We start from the raw sequence: 21,776 nt of genomic DNA, 5'->3' as shown, positions 1-21,776 counted from the left end.
CCGGTCCGGGACCGCCCGCGGTCAGCCGGTGGGGGGTTCGGCTCCGACCAGCCACATGGCGAAGAACTGCGCCCCGCCGCCGTAGGCGTGGCCGAGCGCCTTTCGCGCCCCCGCCACCTGGTGCTCGCCCGCCTGTCCCCGTACCTGCAGCGCGGCTTCGGCGAAGCGGATCATGCCGGAGGCGCCGATGGGGTTGGTGGAGAGCACCCCGCCCGAGGGATTCACGGGCAGGTCGCCGTCGAGTTCGGTGACGCCGGATTCGGTGAGTTTCCAGCCCTCGCCCTCCTCCGCGAAGCCGAGGTTCTCCAGCCACATGGGCTCGTACCAGGAGAACGGCACATACATCTCGACGGCGTCGATCTCCCGACGCGGGTCACTGATCCCCGCCTGCCGGTACACGTCGGCGGCGCAGTCCTTGCCCGCCCTCGGCGAGACGAAGTCCTTTCCGGCGAAGAGGGTCGGTTCGCTGCGCATCGCGCCGCCGTGCACCCAGGCGGGCGGGTGCGGCGCGCGGTCCGCTCCGGCACGGTCGGTGAGGATCATCGCGCAGGCCCCGTCGGAGGACGGGCAGGTCTCCGAGTAGCGGATCGGGTCCCAGAGCATCGGTGCGGACTGGACCTTCTCCAGGGTGATGTCGGGGTCGTGGAGGTGCGCGTACGGGTTCTTGAGCGCGTTGCGCCGGTCCTTGTAGGCGACGAGTGAGCCGATCGTGCCGGGCGCTCCGGTGCGGCGCATGTAGGCCCGGACGTGCGGGGCGAAGAAGCCGCCCGCTCCGGCCAGCAGCGGTTGCTGGAACGGGATGGGCAGCGAGAGGCCCCACATGGCGTTGGACTCGGACTGCTTCTCGAAGGCGAGCGTGAGGACGGTGCGGTGTACCCGCGCGGAGACCAGATTGGCGGCGACGAGTGCGGTGGAGCCGCCGACCGAGCCCGCGGTGTGCACCCGGAGCATCGGCTTGCCGACCGCGCCGAGAGCGTCGGCGAGATAGAGCTCCGGCATCATCAGGCCCTCGAAGAAGTCCGGTGCCTTGCCGATGACGACGGCGTCGATGTCCGCCCAGGTCAGCCCGGCGTCCTCCAGCGCGCGGACGGCGGCCTCGCGGACGAGTCCGGCGATGGAGACGTCCCGGCGGGCGGAGACGTGCTTCGTCTGGCCGATGCCGACGACGGCCACGGGCTCCTCAGGCATGAGCGCTCTCCCCTTCGAGTACGGCGACCAGGTTCTGTTGCAGGCAGGGACCGGAGGTGGCGTGGGCGAGCGCCCGGTCGGACTCGCCTCGGTGGATGCGGGCCGCGGCCTCGCCGAGGCGGATCAGCCCGGCGGCCATGACCGGGTTGGCGGCGAGCGCACCGCCGGACGGGTTGACGGTGACGTCGGCGCCGAGCCGGAGCGCCTTGCGCAGCACCACCTCCTGGGAGGTGAACGGGGCATGCAACTCCGCGGTGTCCACGGGCCGTTCGAAGGCGCCGGCACGGGTCGCGGCCAGCCGGGTGGACGGTGACTCGGTCAGCTCGCGGACGCCGAGGGCGTGAGCCTCGATGCGGTGGTCGATCCCGCGGATCCATGCGGGGCGGGTGCACAGGGCCCGTGCGGTTTCACCGGCGGCGAGGACCACGGCTGCGGCGCCGTCGCCGACCGGCGGGCAGTCGCCGGTGCGCAGCGGCTGCACGACGTACTCGCCGGCCGGGACCGGGCCGGTGAGCTGGGCATGCGGGTTGTCCGCGGCGGCGGTGCGGCTGCGGGTGGCGATCGCGGCGAGGGCGGCCTCGTCGGTGTCGCCCGCGTCGATCAGCGCCTGCGCCTGGAGCGCGGCGAGGGCGACGGAGTCCGGCCAGAGCGGGCCGACGTAGTACGGGTCGAGCTGCCGGGTGAGGACGTCGCGCACCTCACCGGGCGAGGACTTTCCATAGGCGTAGACGAGCGCGGTGTCGGCCTGGCCCGTCTGGATCTTCACCCAGGCCTCGTACAGTGCCCAGGCGCCGTCCATCTCCACATGGGACTCGGATATCGGCGGGTACGCGCCGACGCCGTCGAGCGCCATGGTGAAGGAGAAGGCGCGTCCCGCGAGGTAGTCGCTGGAGCCGGAGCAGGTGAAGCCGATGTCGCTCGCCCTGAGACCGGTCGCGTCGAGCACCCGGTGGAGGACGGGCATCAGCATCTCGACTTCGGAGAGTTCGTCGGTGCGCCTCAGGTGGTCGGTCTGCGCGAAGGCGACGATCGCCACGTCTCGCATCTACAGCAACTCCTTGTACACGTCGTAGTCGGCGTCCGGCTCGCCGGTCGGCCGGTAGTGATCGGGGTGGCGCCCGCCCTCGGTCCAGACGGGTTCGACCCGCAGGCCCATGCGCACCTGGTCGTACGGGATGCCGCCGATCCGCGCGTGCAGGGCGAGGTCGGCGCCGTCGAGGGCGATGTGCGCGTAGACGTAGGGCACTTCGATGTCGAGGTTCTTGGCCTTGATGTTGACGATGCAGTACGTGGTCACGGTGCCGCGGGGGCCGACCTCCACCTGTTCCGCGGTGGCGACCCCGCAGGTGGGGCAGGCGCCGCGGGGCGGCACGTACACCTTGGCGCAGGACGGGCAGCGCTCCCCGACGACGCGCTGCTCGGAGAGTGCGCCGAGGTACGCGCTCTGGGCGCGGCCGGGGGTGTACCGGTAGTCGAGGCGGGCGGGGGTGACGATGCCGGTGACGGGGTCGCCGCACTCGCCGCCGTGCGGGGCGGACCGGCCGGTCTCGCCGCCGTCGTACGGTTCGAAACAGGCGATGTCCGTGATGGCGCCGGTCCGCTCGGGGGCCCAGCGGATCCGTACCCGCAGGCCGGTGCGGACGGCTTCCGGGCCGGGCGCGTCCAGAGCGTGCAGCAGTGCGGTGTCGGCCCCGTCGAGCCGGACGAGGACCCACGCGAAGGGGGTGTCGAGAGGCTGGCCGCGGCGCGGGGCGGGGTTCCATGCCCAGGTGGTGACCGTGCCGGTGGCGGCGACCTCGGTCAGTTCGCGGATCTCTTCGGCGGTGACGGGGTCGTACTCGGCGGGTGGGACGAGGATGCTTCCCCCGGCGGTCCGGACGCCCAGCACGGTGCGAGCGCGCAGTCCGGTGAGGAAGGCGCTCTGGACCGGGCCGAGGGAGCGGGTGAAGGGGAATTCGAGCACCAGCGGTGCGCTGAGGATGTCGGGCACGGTTGCCTCCTTGGCTCAGGCGCGCCGGTAGACGGGCGGGCGCTTCTCGGCGAAGGCGCGGGCGCCTTCCTTGGCGTCGTCGGTGGCGAAGACCGGCCAGCCGCGCTTCAGTTCGGCGGCGAGGCCCTCGGTCTCGGTCAGCTCGGCACTCTCGTACACGGATGCCTTGACGGCCTCGACGGCGAGCGGTCCGCAGGCGTTGATCCGCTCGGCGACTTCGAGGGCCTGTGCCAGTGCGGTGCCGTCGGGGACGACCCGGCCGATGAGCCCGATGCCGGCCGCCTCCTCGGCGCTGTAGGGACGCCCGGTGAGAAGCATTTCGAGCGCGTGGGTGCGGGCGATCTGGCGCGGCAGCCGCACCGTCGACCCTCCGATGGGGAAGAGGCCGCGGGCGACCTCGAAGAGCCCGAAGGTGGCGCTCGCCCCGGCGATGCGGATGTCGGTGCCCTGCAGGATCTCGGTGCCGCCCGCCACGCAGTGGCCCTCGACGGCGGCGATGACCGGTTTGCGGGGGCGGTGGTGGCGCAGCATCGCCTTCCAGTGCAGATCGGGATCGGCGGTCATCCGGTCGCGGTACTGCTCGCCCTCCATCCCCTTGCCGGCCAGGGCTTTGAGGTCCATGCCGGCGCAGAAGCAGCCGCCCGCGCCGGTGAGGACGACGGAGCGGACCGCATCGTCCTCGTCCGCGGCCAGCCAGCCGTCGTACAGCCCGACCAGCATCGGCAGCGAGAGAGCGTTCTTCGCCTCCGGCCTGTTCAAGGTGAGCACCAGCGTGGCGCCCTCGCGCCGCACGGTGAGGTGTTCCGTACCACCCATTGCCTGCCTCCCGTCTCAAGACCTAGAACAGGTTGCAGTAGGCGGGGGTCCAGTTCAATAGTTTTCTGACAGGTAGTCAGATTTCTTCGGCGGCCCCTCTTCCCACTTGTGCCTCCCGGCGCTCTAATGACCGCCGAGCCAGTCAGCATCCGGGGTCAGGAGGAACGGTGGAGTACAACCTTGCCGACCTGTTCGAGTCGGTCGTCGACGCGGTCCCGGAACGCGAGGCGCTCGTCTACCTCGACCACCCCGGTACGGGTGCGGAGCGCCGGCTGACGTACGCGGAGCTGGACGCGGCCGCCAACCGTATCGCCCACCATCTGATCGAGGCGGGCATCGCCCCCGGCGAGCACCTGGGGCTGCACCTCTACAACGGGGTCGAGTACCTCCAGACGGTGCTGGCCTGCCTCAAGGCCCGCATCGTCCCCGTCAATGTCAACTACCGCTACGTGGAGGAGGAGTTGGCCTACCTCTACCGGGACGCGGATCTGGCGGCGCTGGTCTTCGACGCCGAGTTCGACGAGCGGGTCTCGGCCGCCGCGCCGAAGGCGCCGACGCTCCGCCACCTGGTACGGGTGGGGGTGCCGGCGGCGGGTGCCTCCGGTCCGGACGCCGTGGCGTTCACGGACGCCGAAGCGGCCGGGAGCCCGGAGCGCGGCTTTCCCCCGCGTTCGGCCGACGACCAGTTCATCATCTACACCGGCGGCACCACGGGAATGCCCAAGGGCGTGATGTGGCGTCAGGAAGACCTCTTCTTCTCCGGTCTCGGCGGCGGTGCGCCGACCGGTGAGCCGGTGAAGTCACCGCAGGAGCTGGCCGAGCGGGTGGCCGCCGGCGGTGACGGGATCACCTTCTTCCCCGCTCCCCCGCTGATGCACGGCACGTCGACGCTCACCGCGTTCATCGGGTTCAACTTCGGGCAACGAGTGGTGGTCCACCGCAAGTTCGTGCCCCAGGAGGTGCTCCGTACGATCGAGAAGGAGAAGGTCACCAGCGTGTCCCTGGTGGGCGACGCGATGCTGCGGCCGTTGGTCGACGCACTGAGGGGACCACTGAAGGGCACCGACTGCTCGTCGATGTTCTCCATCTCCAGCTCGGGCGCTATCATGTCGGACTCGGTGCGTGCGGAGTTCCAGGAACTGGTGCCGACGGTGATGCTGCTGAACAACTTCGGCTCGTCGGAGTCCGGATTCAACGGCACGGCGACGGCCGACTCCGGACCGGAGAAGGGCTTCCGGCTGCGGGTCAATTCCCGTACGGCGGTGGTCGATCCGGTGACCCACGACCCGGTGGCTCCGGGCGAGCCGGGGCGGATCGCGCAGCGCGGCCATGTGCCCCTCGGGTACTACAACGACCCGCACAAGACGGCGGAGACGTTCTTCCACAGGAACGGTGAGCGCTGGGTCCTGCTCGGCGACATGGCGACCGTCGACGCGGACGGCATCGTCACGGTCCTCGGCCGGGGCTCGCAGTGCATCAACACCGGGGGCGAGAAGGTCTATCCCGAGGAGGTCGAGCAGGCGCTGAAGGCCCATCCGGATGTGTACGACGCGCTGGTCGCCGGGGTGCCCGACGAACGGTGGGGAAACCATGTCGCGGCGGTGGTGCAGCTGCGCGAAGGTGCGGTCGCACCCTCGCTGGACGACGTCCAGGCGCACTGCCGGACGCGCCTGGCCGGCTACAAGATCCCCCGCCGGCTGGTGATCGCCGGGCAGATCCGGCGTTCGCCGAGCGGCAAGGCCGACTACCGATGGGCCCGCTCGGTCGTCGCACCCCGACGCGGGCCCGAGGACTGAGACCGGGCCCCCGGCACCGAGGGCCGGGGCCTGAGGCTGGGAGCCGGCGCCGGGGGCCGGTGCCGAAGGCCGGGAGCCGGGAGCCGGGGGCCGGTGCCGAAGGCCGGGAGCCGGGAGCCGGGGGCCGGTGCCGAAGGCCGGGAGCCGGGAGCCGGTGCCGAGCGTCGGGGGCCGGTGACACCCGAACGGCGGCGGGGCCGGCTTCCCCGAGGAACACCCGAACAGCGGCCGGAGCGGTACACCCGCGGCAGTGCCCTTCCGGATCACCCGGGTGCGACGTTGCGCGTCCGCCCCCGGCGCCTGGCGGCGCGCCCCGGCGCTAAGCCATTCGGGCACGCCGGGTACGCGTCCACTCACCCTATGTGGCAAAGGGGGGAAATTGCCCATAGCTTCGGTTCATGAGGAAACGACACATCAAGAGCCTTGTCCCGGTCGCGGTCGTCTCCGCCGCTGGACTCGGCGCGGCGATCCCCGCCGCCTCAGCCACGAGCGCCCATGTGGTGCGGCCCGGCCAGTCGATCCAGAAGGCGGTGGACGCCGCTCGGCCCGGTGACACCGTCGTCGTCATGCCCGGCACGTACCGGGAGACCGTCCTGATCACCAAACCGAACCTCACCCTGCGCGGCTTCGGAGGCCGGACCGTCGTCCGGCCGGCGGCGAAGGCCCCGCGGTCCCCCGACGCCTGCGCGAAGACCGGCAGCGGAGTCTGCGTCCTGGGCCGGAAGGGCCGGACCGTCGACGGCGTGAGCGTCGACTCGCTGACCGTCTCCGGATTCAAGAAGAACGGCGTCTGGGCCTCCTGGACCGACCGGCTGTCCGTGCGGCGGGTGACCGCCGAACACAACGGCGTCTGGGGCATCGCCCAGGAGCGCTCGACCCGCGGCACGTTCATGGGCAACACCGCCCGCGCCAACGGCGACGCGGGCATCTTCGTCGCGAACAGCGTCGACGAGGAGGGCGGCGCCACCGACACCCGGGGCACCGAGCTCCAGGACAACACGCTGTCGGACAACCGGATCGGCTTCACGGCCAGGCGCGTCAGGAACCTCTCCGTCCACGACAACACCTTCACCGCCAACTGCAGCGGTGTGTTCATCGTGGGCGACGAGGGCAGGCCGCAGGCCGGAGCCATGACGATCCGGTCCAACCAGATCACCGACAACAACAAGTTCTGTGCCAAGACCGAACGCCTGCCCGCCATCCAGGGCTCCGGCATCGTGCTCACCGGCGCCGCGGACACCCAGGTGCGCTCGAACACGATCAGCAACAACGTGGGCGCCACGCCGCTCTCCGGCGGCGTCGTGCTGTTCAAGAGCTTTGTGGGCACGAAGAACACCGGCCACACCATCAGCGGCAATGTCGTGCTCGGCAACAAGCCGGCCGACCTGGCCAATGGGGACACCGCCGGCAAGGGCAACACCTTCGTCGCCAACGTCTGCACGAAGTCCACACCGGCCGGGATGTGCTGATCGGCGCACCCCCGCACGAGGAGAAGCGAAACAGCATGACCACTGTGAGTCCCACCCCCGCCACCACCCCCACCCCACCGACCTCCGTCCACGCCGCCGTCCCCCACCCCGTCACGCCCCCCCAGCCGGCCATGCAACTGCGCGAGATCGTCTTCGGGGCGGCCCGCGCGGCCGCCGTGCGCGCGGCGGCCCGGCTGGGCGTCGCCGACGCACTGGGCGAGACGCCCGCGACCGCACAGGAACTCGCGGCACTGGTGAAGACCGAGCCGGTGCCCCTGCGCCGGCTGCTGCGCGCGCTGTCCTGCTACGGGATCTTCACCGAGACCCCGGACGGGGACTTCGCCCACACCGAGATGTCCCGCCTGCTGCGCGAGGACGACCCGAACAGCCTGCGCAACATCTCCCTGTGGTGCACCGAACCCTGGACCTGGGACGTCTGGCCGCGCCTCGACGAGGCGGTGCGCACCGGCAAGAGCGTCTTCGCGGACGTGCACGGCAAGGGGTTCTTCGACTACCTCCACCAGGACGCCCACGAGTCGGCCCAGATCTTCAACCGGGCCATGACCACCTCCAGCATGCAGTCCGCGCTGGAGGTCGCCGAACTCCTCGACCTCACCGGGGTGTCCGCGGTCGCGGACATCGGCGGCGGCCAGGGGCACGTACTGGCCAGTCTGCTGGAGAAGCACCCGTCGGTCCGCGGCACCCTGATGGACCTGCCCGGCGTGGTGGCGCGCGCCGACGCCCGGCTGCGGGACGAGGGGCCGCTCGTCGACCGGACCCGTATCGTGGCCGGGGACTGCCGCGAGGCCATCCCTGTCGAGGCCGATCTCTACATCATCAAGAACATCCTGGAGTGGGACGACGACAGCACGCGCAGGACCTTGCGCAATGTCGTCGCCGCGGCCCGCCCGGGAGCCAGGGTCGTCGTCATCGAGAACCTCGTCGACGACAGCCCCTCGATGCGGTTCACCACCGCGATGGACCTGCTGCTGCTCCTCAATGTCGGCGGCGCGAAGCACACGCGGGAGAGCCTGGTCGGCCGGATCTCGGACGCCGGACTGCTGATCGGCAAGGTCGTACCGGTCAACGCCTACCTCCACGCCTTCGAATGCGTGGTCCCGGACTGACTCCACTTCCCCGGGAGCAACGGAGACCGCCCCGGGTCCGGCCGACTGGCCGGACCCGGGGCGGTCTCCTGTCTCAAGCGGTGGCGCCGCGTTCCCACCGGTAGAACTCGTGGGCCATGGCGTCCTTGGGGCTGCGCCAGGTCTTCGGGTCGTACGCGCTCACATACGCGGTGAGCTTGTCGCTGATGTCCTTGAACTCCGGGTGCTCCGTCACCTTGGCGATCTCGGGGCCCGGCGGGCGCTCCGATTCGATCAGGTGCAGGTAGACGTCGCCGAACTGGAACAGCTTGCGCCTGGTGACGCCGACGAGGTGCGGCAGTTCGGTGCTGTCGGAGGCCGCGAACAGGTCGGCGATGTCCGGCGCCGAACCGGGCGCCATCCGGGCGACGATCAGAGCGTGGTGCATCGTGGGATGCCTTTCTGGTTCCCGGCCCGGCACCCGGCCGGACGGCGGGGTGCCGGGCCGCGGGGCGGACGGCGGGTCAGCGGGCCGAAGCCGAGGCGGTACGGCGCTCCCGGTCGCGCTGTTCGATCTTGTCCCGGATGAGCTCCATCTGGACCTTGGAGTTGCGGTTGATGTTGTCGGTCATCCACGCGTCGTCGACGGGCGCGTCGGGACGCATCGCGAACTCCTGGGTCCAGCGCATCTTCGTACCGCCGGGCGCCTCCGAGTACTCCCAGTGGATGTTCATGTGCTGGAACGGGCCCGGCTCGACCCGGCGGGCGCGGACCGTGCGGCCGGCGCGGTCGACGGTCCGCTCGGAGACCCAGCTCCATACCTTGTCGTTCTCGTCGGGGTGCATGGTCAGGCGGAACTTCGTCCTGTCGCCGTCCCGTTCGATGACCTCGACCGCGGCGTACTCGCTGAACAGCCGCGGCCAGTTCTCCAGATCGTTCGTCACGTCCCAGACGAGATCCAGGGGGGCGGCGATGGTGATCTCGTTCTCGGTGCGTCCAGGCACGTCAGGCTCCTTGCATGAGGGTGTTGTTGACGAGGTCCAGGAATTCCTGGGGCGTCTTGCAGCGGTCGGCGTCGGTCGGCAGCGCCCTGCCGTGCCGGTTCTCCAGCACGCCCACGATGCCGAGCAGGCCCAGCGAGTCGAGGCCGAACTCGTCGAAGGCGGACCCGGGGCGCTTCTCCATTTCGTGCGGGTCCACGGTGAGCCCGGCGCCCTTCTTCATCAGGACGGCGAGTTCCGCGTAGGTCAGTCGATCGGTCATGAGGACTTCTCCTTCTCACATGTGGGTGTCGGTGGAGCGCCGCAGCACCATCGCCGCGTTCGAGCCCATGAGCCCGCGGCTGAGCACCAGCGCCGTCCGCAGGTCGGCGGGGCGCGCACTGCCGGTGACGACGTCGAGGTCGTGGCACACCTCGAAGACGTTCGGCGTCGGCGGTATCAGCGCGTTCTCCATGGAGAGCACGGCAGCTGCCGCGTCCAGCACCGGTGCCCCGCAGTAGGCGCGCCCGATGCCTGTCTTGGGCGCCGTCACCGGTACCTGCCGGCCGTGCGCACCGAGTGCGTCCGCGATCGCGAGCGCCTCGGCACGGTCGGCCGCCGGTACGCCGAGGGCGTCCGCGAAGACGACGTCGATCTCGTCCGGAGCGCAATCGGCCTCGCGCAGGGCGCCGATGATCGCCTGGGCGAGGCCCTCCCGGGACTCCTCCCACCGCGACGCTCCGGTGAACGTGGCGGCGTGCCCGGCGACTTCGGCCCGGACATGGGCCCCGCGCCGACGGGCCGACTGCTCCTCCTCGACCACCAGCATGGCGCCGCCCTCGGCCGGCACGAAGCCGCAGGCGTCCGAGGTGAACGGCCGGTAGGCACGGGCGGGGTCGTCGCCGGTGCTCAGATCCTCGTACCCGAGCTGGCAGACCACCGAGTAGGGTGCCAGCGGGGCCTCGGCCGCACCGACCACCACCGCTTCGGTTCCGCTGCGGATCGACCGGGCGGCATGCGCCAGCGCGTCCAGACCACCGGCCTCGTCGCTGGCCACGACCGCGCACGGCCCCTTGAAACCGCCGCGGATCGAGATCTGGCCGGTGCTGGCGGCGTAGAACCAGGCGATGGACTGGTACGGACCCACATAGGTGGATCCCTGTCCCCACAGCCGTTGGAGTTCACGCTGACCGAATTCGCCGCCGCCGGATCCGGCCGCGGTCACCACGCCGACGTCGAACGGTGAGTTCTCGTAGTCGGCCCGGCCCAGCCGGGCGTCGTCCAGTGCGATGTCCGCGGCGGCCATCGCGAAATGTGTGAACCGGTCGGTCTGGACGATGAAGCGCTCTTCGATCAGCTCGGCCGCCTCGAAGCCCCGCACCTCGCCCGCGACCCGCAGCGGAAGGTGCTCACACCCCTCGCGGGTGATCCGGTCGAGGACACTGACGCCTTCGTGCGTCCTCTTCCAGAAGGCCTCCGTGTTGGTTCCGTTGGGAGCGACGACACCGATGCCGGTGACGACGGCGCGCCGGGCTCTACGGGTTCTCATGGTGTCCTCCCACCTGTTCGTGTCAGGGCCACCGCGGACTGGAAGCCGCCGAATCCGCTGCCGACCGAGAGGACGCTGCGCAGCTTCAGGGGGCGAGCGGTCCGCGGCACGTAGTCGAGGTCGCACTCCGGGTCCGGGCTCTCGTAGTTCGCCGTCGGCGGCACCGTCTGATGGACCAGGGCGAGTACGCAGGCCGCGATCTCTATGGCCCCGATCGCCCCCAGCGAGTGGCCGACCATGGACTTGATGGAACTCATCGGTACGTTGTAGGCGTGCGCGCCCAGCGCCCGTTTCACTGCGGCCGTCTCGTGCCGGTCGTTCTGCTTGGTGCCCGAGCCGTGCGCGTTGACGTAGTCGATCTGCGCGCCGTCTATCCGGGCGTGGTCGAGGGCCCGGTTGATCGCCTCGGCCATCTCCAGTCCTTCGGAGGTCAGCCCGGTCATGTGGTACGCGTTGCCGAAGGTCGCGTAGCCCGCGATCTCGCAGTAGACGGTCGCGCCGCGGGCGCGGGCGTGCTCCAGCTCCTCCAGGACGAGCACCGCTCCGCCCTCGCCCATGACGAAGCCGTCGCGGCGGGAGTCGAACGGCCGGGAGGCGTGCTCCGGGTCGTCGTTGTTCGCCGAGGTGGCCTTGATCGCGTCGAAGCACGCCACCGTGATCGGGGTGATCGGCGAGTCGGAGGCCCCGGCGACGCAGACGTCGACGCGGCCCTCCTCGATGGACTGGAAGGCGTACCCGATCGCGTCCAGGCCGGAGGTGCAGCCCGTGGAGACGGTCTGCACCGGGCCGTGCGCGCCTACCTGTTCGGCCACCGCCGAGGCGAGGGAGCTGGGTGAGAAGGCCCGCTCCAGATGCGGGCCGGCCGGCCGGTGGTCGACGTCCCAGCGGGCGCCGCTGCCGCTGACGGCGACGTAGTCGTGCTCCAGTCGGGTGGTGCCGCCGACCGCGGTGCCCAGCGACACCCCCATGCGCCAGGGGTCCACCTTCTCCGGGTCGAGGCCCGCATCCGCGAGGGCCTCCCTGGCGGCCACCAGCGCGAACTGGACGTACCGGTCCGACCTGGCCACCTGGTCCGCGTCCAGTCCGTGTGCCGCCGGGTCGAAGTCGCACTCGGCGGCGATACGGGAGCGGAAGCCGGCAGGGTCGAAGAGGGTGATGCCCCGGGTCGCGGTGCGGCCGTTCGCGAGGAGGTCCCAGAAGGCCGGTGCACCGATGCCGCCGGGGGCGACGACACCGACGCCGGTGACCCCCACGCGGCGGGTCATGAGACGGCCTCCGTTCGTTCCGGCGGCGCGACGCGTCCGGCGGACTGCGTGTGCTCGGCGGACTCCGTGTGCTCGGTGTCGACGTGGCCGAGTTCCGGGCGCGGGGCGAGCGGGCCGAGGTGGAAGACCATGCGTGCCTCGACGTCGCCGACGTTCCGGAACCGGTGGCGTACATGGGGAGGGATCAGCAGGCCCTGGTCGGGCTGCATCCGGTGCGTTTCACCATCCAGATCCACCTCCAGGAGGCCGTTCACCACGTACACGAACTCCTCGGAGTAGGGGTGGTAGTGCTCGCCGATGCGGTCGCCGGGCTGAACGATGGCCAGCCCCATGAAACCGCTGGTGGCTCCCACCGCTGTGGGCGTGAGCATGGCGCGAAGGTCGCCTCCGCGCCTGCGGTTGGGCTGCGTCTCGCTGAGGTCCACAATGCGTGGCCGGTGCATGGTCATGACTGGTTTCCTCCTGGCGCGTTGCGCGTTGTATTGACGGGTTGAGCGAGAACCCCCCAGGGTGCGGATGCGCGGTTCAGGACTCCGTGGACCGCCGATCGGTGATCAGGGTCATCTCGGACTGCGCGAGGAACTGCGCGATCCCCCGGTCGTCCGTGGGCACGGCGTTCGCGCCGCTGTCGAGGAGGCGTCCGAGCCTGGCCACCTTGCCGGGGCCGTCGATGCCGACCGCCTGAGCCGCCTGGGCGTCGATGGGTTCGACCGCTTCGAGGAGGCGGACGACGACGTCGTCGCGCTGGAAGATGGTGCTGCTGTCGATGATGCTCGCGGGGTCGTCGGCCGCCTCCTCGTCGTGGCCGGCGAGCAGCCGGGCGAGTGCCATGCCGCACCCCTCCTTGGCCTGGTAGAAGAGCGCGTGGCGGCGGATGTCCTCGGCCTTGTGCCGGCCCGCGGTCACGTGGTGGACGGTGGGGAGCGCCGCTCGGGTGAAGAACATCCGGGCGGAGTCCGGGTCGCTGAGGTCCCGGTCCTGCTCCAGGTAGGGGTTGATGGCCTCTTCGACGGCTCTGACCTCGGGCTGACGGGCGACGTGGCGCAGGGCCGCGAGGAGGTCGCCCTCGACCTCGACCGCCCGCACGACGCGGTTGCCGTGCATGAAGAGCGAGGTGCGGCGCAAACGGGTGTCTTCGTCGACACGGGCGTTCGGTGACTCGTAGTCGGCCAGGATCTTCGCCACGATGTCCTCGGTCCCGGGCTTGACAGTGAAGGTCAGCGCGTGGCGCACCACTCCGTCGCCGAGACGGGGTGACGTCTGGAGCCTGCCCTTGGCCGCCTCGACCGCCGACTCGAATGCCTTGCCGGTCTCCCGCAGGACGCTGAACCGGAGCGAACGGGTGTCGCGCACGCAGTTGTGCAGCGGCTGCACCGTCGCGACGTGCTCCTCGCTGTTCACCCAGGCGAGGAACGGAGGTGCGCTCTCCCATTCGCTCGTGATCAGCCACTGCGAGGGGTTCTCGATGGACTGGCACAGCTGGTCGCTGATGTGCCCGGGAACGGATGCCACCTGATTGCGCAGGTGCTCATACGCCTCCAGGAACTGTTTCTGGGCACCGTCGTACAGGTCCAGCAGCAGGACGACCCGCAGCCTGGAGCCGTCGAAGGCGGACTGGGAGATCCGTTCCGAGAGGGTGGTGGTCATCTTTCGGTCTCCTTCGAGACGGTGTCGTGGACAGGCCGGATGGCATGCCGTCAACCGTCGGTTGGCGAGTGGTTCGGAGCGGGGACTCTTCCGGCGGATGCGAGCGGTCCGCCCCCGTTACCGCGGGCATCGTCTCCGTGACCGATCGTGAAACGCTGGTCCGGGCGGCGCGAGATTTATGAACCGTTCAGGTGAGCGGCCGTCCGAACCTCTCCGACAAGGGCATGGAACAAGGCAACAGAACAGCGTCCGAGCTGGAGCAACTGATGAACGAGAACGTCGACATTCGCGTACCGGTCCTCATCGTGGGCGGCTCCTTGGTGGGCCTGTCCACCTCACTTTTCCTCGGCCGGCTCGGCATCGAGCACCTGCTGGTCGAGAAGCACCGTTCCACCTCGACGCATCCGCGCGGGCGCGGCAACAACGTGCGCACGATGGAGGTCTTCCGCACGGCGGGTGCCGAGCCGGGCATCCGGGAGGCGGCTTCGGTACTCGCCGACAATCACGGCATCCTGCAAGCCGGCTCCCTCACGGGGGAGGACCAGGAGTGGCTGTTCAAAGAGATCGACCCGGGTGGCGGGCTCGCCCGTTTCAGCCCGACCGGCTGGTGCCTGTGCAGCCAGAACGATCTGGAACCCGTACTGGTGAAGCTGGCCCGCGAGCAGGGCGGTGACCTGAGGTTCTCCACCGAGATGCAGAGCTTCGACCAGGACAGGTCAGGGGTGGAGGCGACGCTCAAGAACCGGGAGACCGGAGAGCACATCGGTGTGCGCGCGGACTACCTCGTCGCGGCCGACGGGCCGCGCAGCCCCATCCGTGAGCAGCTGCGCATCGACCGGACGGGGCCCGGTGATCTCTTCCACAACGTGAGCATCACCTTCCGTTCCCATCAGCTCGCCGATGTGCTGGGCGACCGGCGCTTCATCGTCTGCTATCTGACCAACCCCGCAGCGGACGGTGCCCTGTTGCCGGTGGACAACAAGAAGGAGTGGGTGTTCCACGCACCGTGGCAGCCCCAACTCGGCGAAACCCTGGAGGACTTCACCGACGAGCGGTGCACGGAGCACATCCGTGCGGCGGTCGGCGCTCCGCACATCGATGTCGAGATCACCGGCAAGGCCCCGTGGCATGCCGCGGAGCGGGTCGCGCAACGGTACTCGTCCGGCCGGGTCTTCCTCGCCGGGGACTCGGCCCACGAGATGTCCCCCACCGGGGCGTTCGGTTCCAACACCGGCATTCAGGACGCGCACAACCTGGCCTGGAAGCTCGCCGCCGTGCTGCGGGGCGAGGCGGGCCCGGGACTGCTGGACACCTATGGGGCGGAGCGGCTGCCGGTGGCGCAGGCGACGAGTGCGCGGGCTTCGGCGCGTTCCAGCGAGCACAGCCACCCGGGATACGCCGCGGCGCCGGGTGCGGGCCGCGGGAAGCAGGGCGGCATGCTCACCGTGGCCCTGGGCTACCGCTATGTCCGCGGCGCCGTGCTGGGCACCGACCCGGAGCAGCCGGTGGTGCCGGAGGGAATGCAGCTGAGCGGTCAACCAGGCAGCAGGGCACCGCATCTGTGGGTGCGTCAGGCCGGTGATCGCAAGTCCACTCTGGATCTCTACGAGCGTACCTTCGTACTGCTCACCGACGGTGAGGACGTGGTGTGGCGGCAGGCGGCGGCACAGGTTGCCGGCCGGCTGTCGGTACGGCTCCCGGCGTACGGCATCGGCCCGGGGGCCGATCTGGAGCCGGAGGACGGGGCCGACTGGGCCGAGCTCCACGGCACGACACCCGAAGGCGCCGTCCTGGTGCGACCCGACGGATTCGTGGCCTGGCGGTCGACGGGGTCCGTGGCCGATGCGGAGGCCACTCTCCAGGAGGTCCTGACCTCGCTGCTGCATCGGTCCTGACCCGCCGCCGGCGTCCGGGGGTTGTTCAGGCCAAGCCGAAAGCCCGCAGCTCCGCGAGGAATTCGTCCGGTCGCCCGGTGTGCACGAGGTGTCCGGCGTCGATGGTGACGAAGCGGCCACGGGGTATCCGTTCCGCCATCCGGGCGAGCCCCCGCTGGGCGATCCGGCCGGCGGGACCGCCGCCGATGACGAGGGTCGGGGCCGTGATCGAACCGATCCGCCCCCACCACTCCGGGTCCGGTTCGTTCAGCTGGGCGTCGGTGGACGGCACCACCGGCCAGTCGAAGTCCAGCTCCTCGTCGGGGCGTTCCGCGGGGCCGCGCGGCGGATCGAGCGGGAACGGCGGCGGGGGCTCCTCCAGGACGAGCCGGCCGATCAGTCCGGGTTCGCGCTCGGCGAGCAGACAGGCGGCAGCGGCACCCATGGAGTGCCCGACCACAGTGGCGCCGGCCAGATTGCGGGCCTCCAGGAAGGCGTGCAGATCGTCCCGGAACAGCTCGAAGGAGTAACGGCCGGGCCAGTCGCTGAGGCCGTGCCCGCGGAAGTCGAACGCGTACACCCGGTGCGCGTCGGCGAGGTGTCCGGCGATCCGTGTCCAGGTCCTGCTGTCGCCGCAGCGGCCGTGGACGAGCACGACGGGCGGCGCGGACGGATCGCCCCACGCCCGGTGTGCGAGCCGGATGCCGCCGGCCTGCACGCTGAGCACGTCCGGGTCGAGGAAGGCCTCGACCGTCCGGACGAAGGCGCCCGGGTCGTCGAGCCACGGGTAGTGCGCGGCGCCTCGCTGCACGGCGAACTCGGCGTTCGGGAAGAGCGCGGCCAGTTCGGCGGCCCGGTCGAGGGTCGGTCCTCCGTCGCACTCCCCCGCGAGGACGAGCACCGGCGCGGTCACGTCCCTCAGCGCGGCGGCGGTGGCGGTGGGGTCGAACGCGCCGTCCCGGCAGTGGACCCGCGCCGCTCCGGAGTCCGTCTGCCCGGATGTGGTGGCGGCGTGGACGCGGGCGTCCCGGCGCCCTTGGGTGAACGGCTCGGCGGCGGAGGTGACTTCACCTGCGTCGCGCCCCGGCCGGGTGGCCTCCGGGGCGTCCCGTCCGGCCGCGTACCGCGGTTCGTCGCGGCGCAGTTCACCGGCGCCGCGCCGGTCCTTGCCGGTGACCTCGGTGCCGACGGCCCGGGTGCCGGGTGCGATGAGCACGAGCGAACGCAGCCGCTGCGGATGGCGGGCGGCGTACAGCGCGGCCAGGCCGGCGGACGCGGAGTGGGCGAGCAGGTCGACACGCTCCTGGCCGAGGTGCTCGCGCAGCGCCTCGACGTCGTCCACCAGCCGGTCGCGGCGGTACGTCGACGGGTCGTCCGGCACTGCGGACTCCCCTGTCCCGCGCAGATCGAGGACCACGAGCTGCCGGCGGGCCGAGAGGCCGCCGAGATCACCGAGGTACCCGCCGGCCCCCATCGGCCCGCCGGGCAGACAGATCAGCGGTACCCCCTCTCCCAGGAGGCGGTAGGCGAGTTCGGTCCCGTCGTATGCGTGGAGGATCGGCATGCAGGTCATCCGAACAGGGTGGGCCCGGCGGCGCAGCGCTGTTCGGTGTGGGCGTATCCGCGCGATGCGGGATGCTCGCGAGGGGGTGGTGTGCGTCACCCCTCTTGCCAGGAGGCGGAACATCCTGAATTACTGCTACCGAAAGATCGACCGAATGATCGGTCGCCTGCTCGTAAGAGGGAGATCCGGATGACGGCTCTGCTGGACGCGGCGGAACAACTGGGCCGGGACGAGCTGGAGGCACTCCAGCTGAAGCGGTTGCGGACCACGTTGCGCCACGCGTACGAGAACGTCGGCCACTACCGGGCCGCATTCGACAAGGCCGGGGTGCACCCGGACGACTGCCGTACGCTCGCCGATCTCGCCCGCTTCCCCTTCACGACCAAGGCGGACCTGCGGGACAACTACCCCTTCGGCATGTTCGCCGTCCCCGAGGAGCGTGTGCGCAGGATCCACGCGTCCAGCGGGACGACGGGCCGTCCGACCGTCGTCGGCTACACCGAGCGGGACCTCGACACCTGGGCGGACGTCGTCGCCCGCTCGATCCGGGCGGCCGGCGGCCGACCCGGCCAGAAGGTCCATGTGGCGTACGGATACGGGCTGTTCACCGGCGGACTCGGCGCGCACTACGGAGCGGAACGGCTCGGCTGTACGGTCATTCCCGCCTCCGGTGGCATGACGTCCCGTCAGGTCCAGCTGATCCAGGACTTCCGGCCCGAGATCATCATGGTGACTCCGTCGTACATGCTGACGCTCCTCGACGAGTTCGAGCGGCAGGGCGTCGATCCGCGGACGACCTCCCTGAAGGTCGGGATATTCGGTGCCGAGCCCTGGACGGAGGAGATGCGGCGCGAGATCGAGGAGCGGTTCGCGATCGACGCGGTCGACATCTACGGCCTGTCGGAGGTGATGGGGCCCGGTGTCGCACAGGAGTGCGTGGAGACCAAGGACGGGCTGCACATCTGGGAGGACCACTTCTATCCCGAGGTCGTCGACCCGTTCACCGGTGAGGTGGTGCCGGACGGCGAGGAGGGCGAACTGGTCTTCACCTCGCTCACCAAGGAGGCCATGCCGGTGATCCGCTACCGGACGAGGGACCTGACCCGGCTGCTGCCGGGCACGGCCCGGGTGTTCCGGCGGATGCAGAAGGTGACCGGGCGCAGCGACGATCTGGTGATCCTGCGCGGGGTGAATCTCTTCCCGACCCAGATCGAGGAGATCGTGCTGCGCACACCGGGGGTGGCACCGCACTTCCAGCTGCGGCTGACCCGTGAGGGCCGCCTCGACGCGCTGACGGTGCGGGCGGAGGCCCGCGCGGGGGCCACGCCGGAGCAGCGGATGGCCGCCGCGGAGTCGATCACGGCGGCCGTCAAGGACGGGATCGGGGTGTCGGTCGGGGTCGAGATCGTCGACCCCGAGACGCTGGAGAGGTCCCTGGGCAAGTTCAAGCGGATCGTGGACGAGCGCGGCGGCCGGTAGCGCCTCCCCCGCCCGGCTCGTGCCGGGCGGGGCCCGTTCACCCCGGTCGGGCGCCGCCGCGGGGCCCGGACAGCCCTTACGCGAACCGTTCGCGCAGCTCCCGCTTGAGGATCTTTCCGCTCGCGTTGCGGGGCAGTTCGTCCACGAAGAGGACCCGCTTCGGGGCCTTGAAGTGTGCGAGCCGCTCGCGGGCGTGGCGGATGAGTTCGGCCTGCGTCGCCTCGCCGCGCAGGACGACCACGGCGGTGACCGCCTCGATCCAGCGGCCGTCGGGCAGGCCGACGACTGCGGCCTCGGCGACGGCGGGATGAGTGTAGAGGGCGTCCTCGACCTGCCGGGAGGCGACGAGGACGCCGCCGGAGTTGATGACGTCCTTCACCCGGTCGACGACGGTGAAGAATCCCTCCGTGTCGCGCACGGCGAGATCCCCGGAGTGGAACCAGCCGTCGCGGAAGGCCTCCGCGGTCTCCTCGGGCTTGTTCCAGTAGCCCTCGCACAACTGGGGCGAGCGATAGACCACTTCACCGGCCGTGCCGTCGGGGAGCTCCGCGCCGTCCTCGTCGACGACCCGGGCCTCGACGAAGAGGACGGGCCTGCCGCAGGAGTCCATGCGGCCCTCGTGCTCGTCCGGTCCGAGCACGGTGGCGAGCGGGCCGATCTCGCTCTGCCCGAAGCAGTTGTAGAAGGCGAGCGCGGGCAGCCGCTCCCGGAGCCGTTCCAGTACGGGCACGGGCATGATCGACGCGCCGTAGTACGCCTTGCGCAGCCCGCCGAGTTCGCGGGTGGCGAGAGCGGGGTGCCGGGAGATGCCGACCCAGACGGTCGGCGGCGCGAAGAGGCTGTCGGCCTGCCCCGTCTCGACGAGTTCGAAGATCCGGTTCGCATCGGGTGCGTCGAGGACGATGTTCTGTGCGCCGACCGCGAGACAGGGCAACAGGAACACGTGCATCTGCGCGGAGTGGTAGAGCGGCAGTGAGTGGACCGGCCGGTCGGTGGCGCGCAGATCGAGCGCCGTGATCGCGCTGACGTACTCGTGGACGAGCGCGCCGTGGGTCATCATCGCGCCCTTGGGGAGTGCGGTGGTGCCCGAGGTGTAGAGCAGCTGGACGAGGTCTCCGGCCTCCGGTTCGCGCTCCGGGGCGAAGGGGCGGGGCGTGGCGGTGGCGTCGAGGAGGGAGTCCGGTGCGTCGCGCAGCGGGCGTACGGAGAACGCGGCCGGAATACGGCCGGTGAGGTCCGGGTCGGTGAGGACGAGGCTGCTGCCGGACTGTTCGAGGATGTAGGCGAGGTCGTCGCCGGTGAGGTTCTGGTTGACCGGCACGTGGACCAGGCCCGCGCGGGCGCAGGCGAGAAAGCCGATCAGATACGCGTCGGAGTTGTGCGCGTAGCAGGCGACCCGGTCGCCGGGGCGCAGCCCGTGCTCACCCGTGAGGAACGCCGCCGCGGTACTGACGGCCGCGTCGAGTTCCGCGTACGTCCAGGACCTCTCCGCGTACCGCAGGGCGGTGCGCTCGGGGGTGCGCCGGGCGCTTCGGGCCACGACACCGTCGACTGTGCTGCTCCGTACACCTGTCATGGCGTGATCCTGTGCGGCCGGAACCCGGTGGTCAAGAGGTCGGGTCCCGGTCATGATGCCGGCGGGGGTGCGGGGAGGCCGGCAGGGTGCGGGGTGCCGGGGGTTCGTTCACGCGCTGCGGGTGCGGGTGGCGAGCAGGGCGGCCAGGGCGCAGGGCACGAGCAGCAGCCCGAAGGCAGAGCCGTAGCCGGCGTGGTCCGCCACGCCGGCCCCCAGGCAGGCGTTGAACACGGCGGAGGCGACGCCCAGAACCGTTATCTGGCCCAGGTTCTGGTTGGTCTGCATCGCGCTGCTGGCGTAACCCTGCCGACCGGACGGGGCGTGGGAGAGCGACAGCACGGTGAGGGACGGCGAGAGCAGGCCCATGCCGACGGCGGCGACGACCATGGCCGACGCGGCGGTGAACGCGGGCAGCGCGGGAAGCGTCCCGACGGCGGCGACGGCGACCGCCGCGGACAGCACCAGCGCACCGGCCACGACCAGGTGGTGCCGGGGGCGGCTCTCCAGCAGACGGCCCTGGACCCAGGAGGAGGCGGCCCAGGCCACGGCGGCCCCCGTGAAGGCCAGACCGATCGAGACGGGAGGCACGCCCCGCTCCGTCACGAGCAGCAGCGGCACGAGTGCCTCCAGCGTGAAGAACACCCCCGAGCCCATGCCGCACAGCAGCACCGTGGCCGGCAGGCCGCGCGCGGCACGCCAGGTGCCCGGCGGCAGCAGCCGTGGCGCGAACAACACCAGCAGGGCGAGCCCTCCCCCCGCGAACAGCAGGTGGCGCAGGTCCCAGCCCGAGACGCCGTACTGCCCCGACGCCGCGCCCACGCTCACCGCCGTCGCGACCAGCAGCGCCGGGCGGGGCGGCGCGTCTCCCGACGGTGCGGGGGCCACCGGCCTGAAACGGCCGCGCAGCACGGCCACCACGGCCAGCGCCGGCAGCACGGTCAGCGCGGCCAGACCGAAGAACACCGCCCGCCAGGACCACCATTCGGCCACCACGCCCGCCAGTGGCGGACCGACCAGCGACGGAACGACCCAGCAGGCACTCATCAGCGCCAGGACGCGCGGTCGCAGCCGGTCGGGGTAGGCCTGCCCGATGGCGGTGTTGATCGACACCGCCACCATCCCGCTCGCGAGTCCGTCCAGGAAGCGGCCGGCCGCCAGTTGCCAGATGGAGGTGCTGGCGGCCGAGACCAGCAGGGTGACCACCGCCAGCACCATGCCCGCCGCCAGTGGGCGGTGTGCCCCGGAACGGTCCGCCCAATGGCCGCCCAGTACTCCTCCCAGCAGGCCGGCGGCCACGAAGCATCCCGCCACCAGCGGGAAGAGCGACACCCCGTCCAGGTCCCGTGCGGCCGTCGGCAGAGTGGGCACCACGGCCAGTGCGGCGAGCCCGGTCAGGAACATCACCGCGGCAAAACTGGCGGTCGCGGCCGCATACGTTCCGGAGAACAGTCCGCCGGCGGAATCGGAACGCACCGGCGGACGGTCGGCCGTCGCCGCC

19 protein-coding genes are annotated in these 21,776 nt (G+C 71.1%); 5 read left to right on the top strand and 14 right to left on the bottom strand.

Annotated features, from left to right (window positions below; all coding sequences use genetic code 11):
• Positions 1-21 precede the first annotated feature (21 nt).
• From ACIOMQ_RS18830 to ACIOMQ_RS18815, 4 genes are read right to left on the bottom strand one after another with little or no spacing between them, the layout of a single operon-like run.
• Positions 22-1,188: a thiolase domain-containing protein gene (locus ACIOMQ_RS18830; RefSeq protein ID WP_362198897.1), complete on the bottom strand. Its 1,167-nt coding sequence runs from the start codon at positions 1,186-1,188 to the stop codon at positions 22-24.
• A complete protein-coding gene (locus ACIOMQ_RS18825; protein WP_362198894.1) occupies positions 1,181-2,233 on the bottom strand; it encodes a thiolase domain-containing protein in 1,053 nt (350 codons plus the stop codon). The genes ACIOMQ_RS18830 and ACIOMQ_RS18825 overlap by 8 nt, the downstream gene beginning before the upstream one ends.
• Positions 2,234-3,178, bottom strand: coding sequence for a Zn-ribbon domain-containing OB-fold protein (locus tag ACIOMQ_RS18820; protein ID WP_402189556.1), 945 nt, complete (start codon positions 3,176-3,178; stop codon positions 2,234-2,236). It lies immediately after the preceding gene.
• A 15-nt stretch (positions 3,179-3,193) separates the two neighbouring features.
• The gene (locus tag ACIOMQ_RS18815; protein WP_362198889.1) at positions 3,194-3,994 is read right to left on the bottom strand and encodes a crotonase/enoyl-CoA hydratase family protein; all 801 of its coding nucleotides are present in this window, start codon (positions 3,992-3,994) and stop codon (positions 3,194-3,196) included.
• A gap of 167 nt (positions 3,995-4,161) precedes the next feature.
• Here ACIOMQ_RS18815 and ACIOMQ_RS18810 point away from each other — a divergent pair, with 167 nt between their 5' ends.
• From ACIOMQ_RS18810 to ACIOMQ_RS18800, 3 genes are all read left to right on the top strand, one after another.
• Positions 4,162-5,790 (top strand): acyl-CoA synthetase, encoded by a 1,629-nt coding sequence (locus tag ACIOMQ_RS18810; RefSeq protein WP_402189554.1) that lies wholly within the window; start codon positions 4,162-4,164, stop codon positions 5,788-5,790.
• Between the two features lie 398 nt (positions 5,791-6,188).
• Positions 6,189-7,259: a right-handed parallel beta-helix repeat-containing protein gene (locus ACIOMQ_RS18805; RefSeq protein WP_362198883.1), complete on the top strand. Its 1,071-nt coding sequence runs from the start codon at positions 6,189-6,191 to the stop codon at positions 7,257-7,259.
• Between the two features lie 35 nt (positions 7,260-7,294).
• Complete coding sequence (locus ACIOMQ_RS18800; RefSeq protein WP_401940208.1) at positions 7,295-8,386, top strand: methyltransferase; 1,092 nt, start codon at positions 7,295-7,297, stop codon at positions 8,384-8,386.
• A gap of 73 nt (positions 8,387-8,459) precedes the next feature.
• On the opposite strand, the gene ACIOMQ_RS18795 is transcribed toward ACIOMQ_RS18800, so the two are convergent.
• The 7 genes from ACIOMQ_RS18795 to ACIOMQ_RS18765 form a co-directional block, all read right to left on the bottom strand.
• Complete coding sequence (locus ACIOMQ_RS18795; protein WP_362198877.1) at positions 8,460-8,792, bottom strand: TcmI family type II polyketide cyclase; 333 nt, start codon at positions 8,790-8,792, stop codon at positions 8,460-8,462.
• 76 nt (positions 8,793-8,868) lie between these two features.
• The gene (locus tag ACIOMQ_RS18790; protein ID WP_362198874.1) at positions 8,869-9,348 is read right to left on the bottom strand and encodes an SRPBCC family protein; all 480 of its coding nucleotides are present in this window, start codon (positions 9,346-9,348) and stop codon (positions 8,869-8,871) included.
• Position 9,349: 1 nt separating this feature from the next.
• Positions 9,350-9,607: an acyl carrier protein gene (locus ACIOMQ_RS18785; RefSeq protein WP_362198871.1), complete on the bottom strand. Its 258-nt coding sequence runs from the start codon at positions 9,605-9,607 to the stop codon at positions 9,350-9,352.
• Positions 9,608-9,622: 15 nt separating this feature from the next.
• Positions 9,623-10,873: a ketosynthase chain-length factor gene (locus ACIOMQ_RS18780; RefSeq protein WP_362198868.1), complete on the bottom strand. Its 1,251-nt coding sequence runs from the start codon at positions 10,871-10,873 to the stop codon at positions 9,623-9,625.
• Positions 10,870-12,138, bottom strand: a complete 1,269-nt coding sequence (locus tag ACIOMQ_RS18775; protein ID WP_362198865.1) for a beta-ketoacyl-[acyl-carrier-protein] synthase family protein — start codon at positions 12,136-12,138, stop codon at positions 10,870-10,872. The genes ACIOMQ_RS18780 and ACIOMQ_RS18775 overlap by 4 nt, the downstream gene beginning before the upstream one ends.
• The gene (locus ACIOMQ_RS18770; protein ID WP_362198862.1) at positions 12,135-12,587 is read right to left on the bottom strand and encodes a cupin domain-containing protein; all 453 of its coding nucleotides are present in this window, start codon (positions 12,585-12,587) and stop codon (positions 12,135-12,137) included. Before ACIOMQ_RS18770 ends, ACIOMQ_RS18775 begins: the two co-directional genes overlap by 4 nt.
• 76 nt (positions 12,588-12,663) lie before the next feature.
• Positions 12,664-13,785 carry a SchA/CurD-like domain-containing protein gene (locus tag ACIOMQ_RS18765; protein WP_362198859.1) on the bottom strand — a complete coding sequence of 374 codons (1,122 nt, stop codon included), beginning with the start codon at positions 13,783-13,785 and terminating at the stop codon, positions 12,664-12,666.
• Positions 13,786-14,051: 266 nt separating this feature from the next.
• On the opposite strand from ACIOMQ_RS18765, the gene ACIOMQ_RS18760 reads away from it, so the two are divergent.
• A complete protein-coding gene (locus tag ACIOMQ_RS18760) occupies positions 14,052-15,680 on the top strand; it encodes an FAD-dependent oxidoreductase (RefSeq protein WP_402189604.1) in 1,629 nt (542 codons plus the stop codon).
• A gap of 25 nt (positions 15,681-15,705) precedes the next feature.
• Here ACIOMQ_RS18760 and ACIOMQ_RS18755 read toward each other — a convergent pair whose 3' ends face one another.
• Positions 15,706-17,223, bottom strand: a complete 1,518-nt coding sequence (locus ACIOMQ_RS18755; protein WP_402189601.1) for an alpha/beta fold hydrolase — start codon at positions 17,221-17,223, stop codon at positions 15,706-15,708.
• 189 nt (positions 17,224-17,412) lie between these two features.
• Here ACIOMQ_RS18755 and paaK point away from each other — a divergent pair, with 189 nt between their 5' ends.
• Complete coding sequence (gene paaK / locus ACIOMQ_RS18750; RefSeq protein ID WP_362198856.1) at positions 17,413-18,702, top strand: phenylacetate--CoA ligase PaaK; 1,290 nt, start codon at positions 17,413-17,415, stop codon at positions 18,700-18,702.
• Positions 18,703-18,778: 76 nt separating this feature from the next.
• Here the strand turns inward: paaK and ACIOMQ_RS18745 are convergent, their stop codons facing one another.
• Together ACIOMQ_RS18745 and ACIOMQ_RS18740 are read right to left on the bottom strand one after the other, a co-directional pair.
• A complete protein-coding gene (locus tag ACIOMQ_RS18745; RefSeq protein WP_362198853.1) occupies positions 18,779-20,278 on the bottom strand; it encodes an acyl-CoA synthetase in 1,500 nt (499 codons plus the stop codon).
• Positions 20,279-20,386: 108 nt separating this feature from the next.
• A complete protein-coding gene (locus ACIOMQ_RS18740) occupies positions 20,387-21,679 on the bottom strand; it encodes an MFS transporter (RefSeq protein ID WP_401756660.1) in 1,293 nt (430 codons plus the stop codon).
• Positions 21,680-21,776: the final 97 nt, after the last annotated feature.

This window comes from Streptomyces sp. NPDC087845 (assembly GCF_044742755.1).
Lineage (GTDB): Bacteria > Actinomycetota > Actinomycetes > Streptomycetales > Streptomycetaceae > Streptomyces.
The sequence above is the reverse complement of the archived record's forward strand: the minus strand, read 5'-3'. Positions and strand labels throughout refer to the sequence as shown.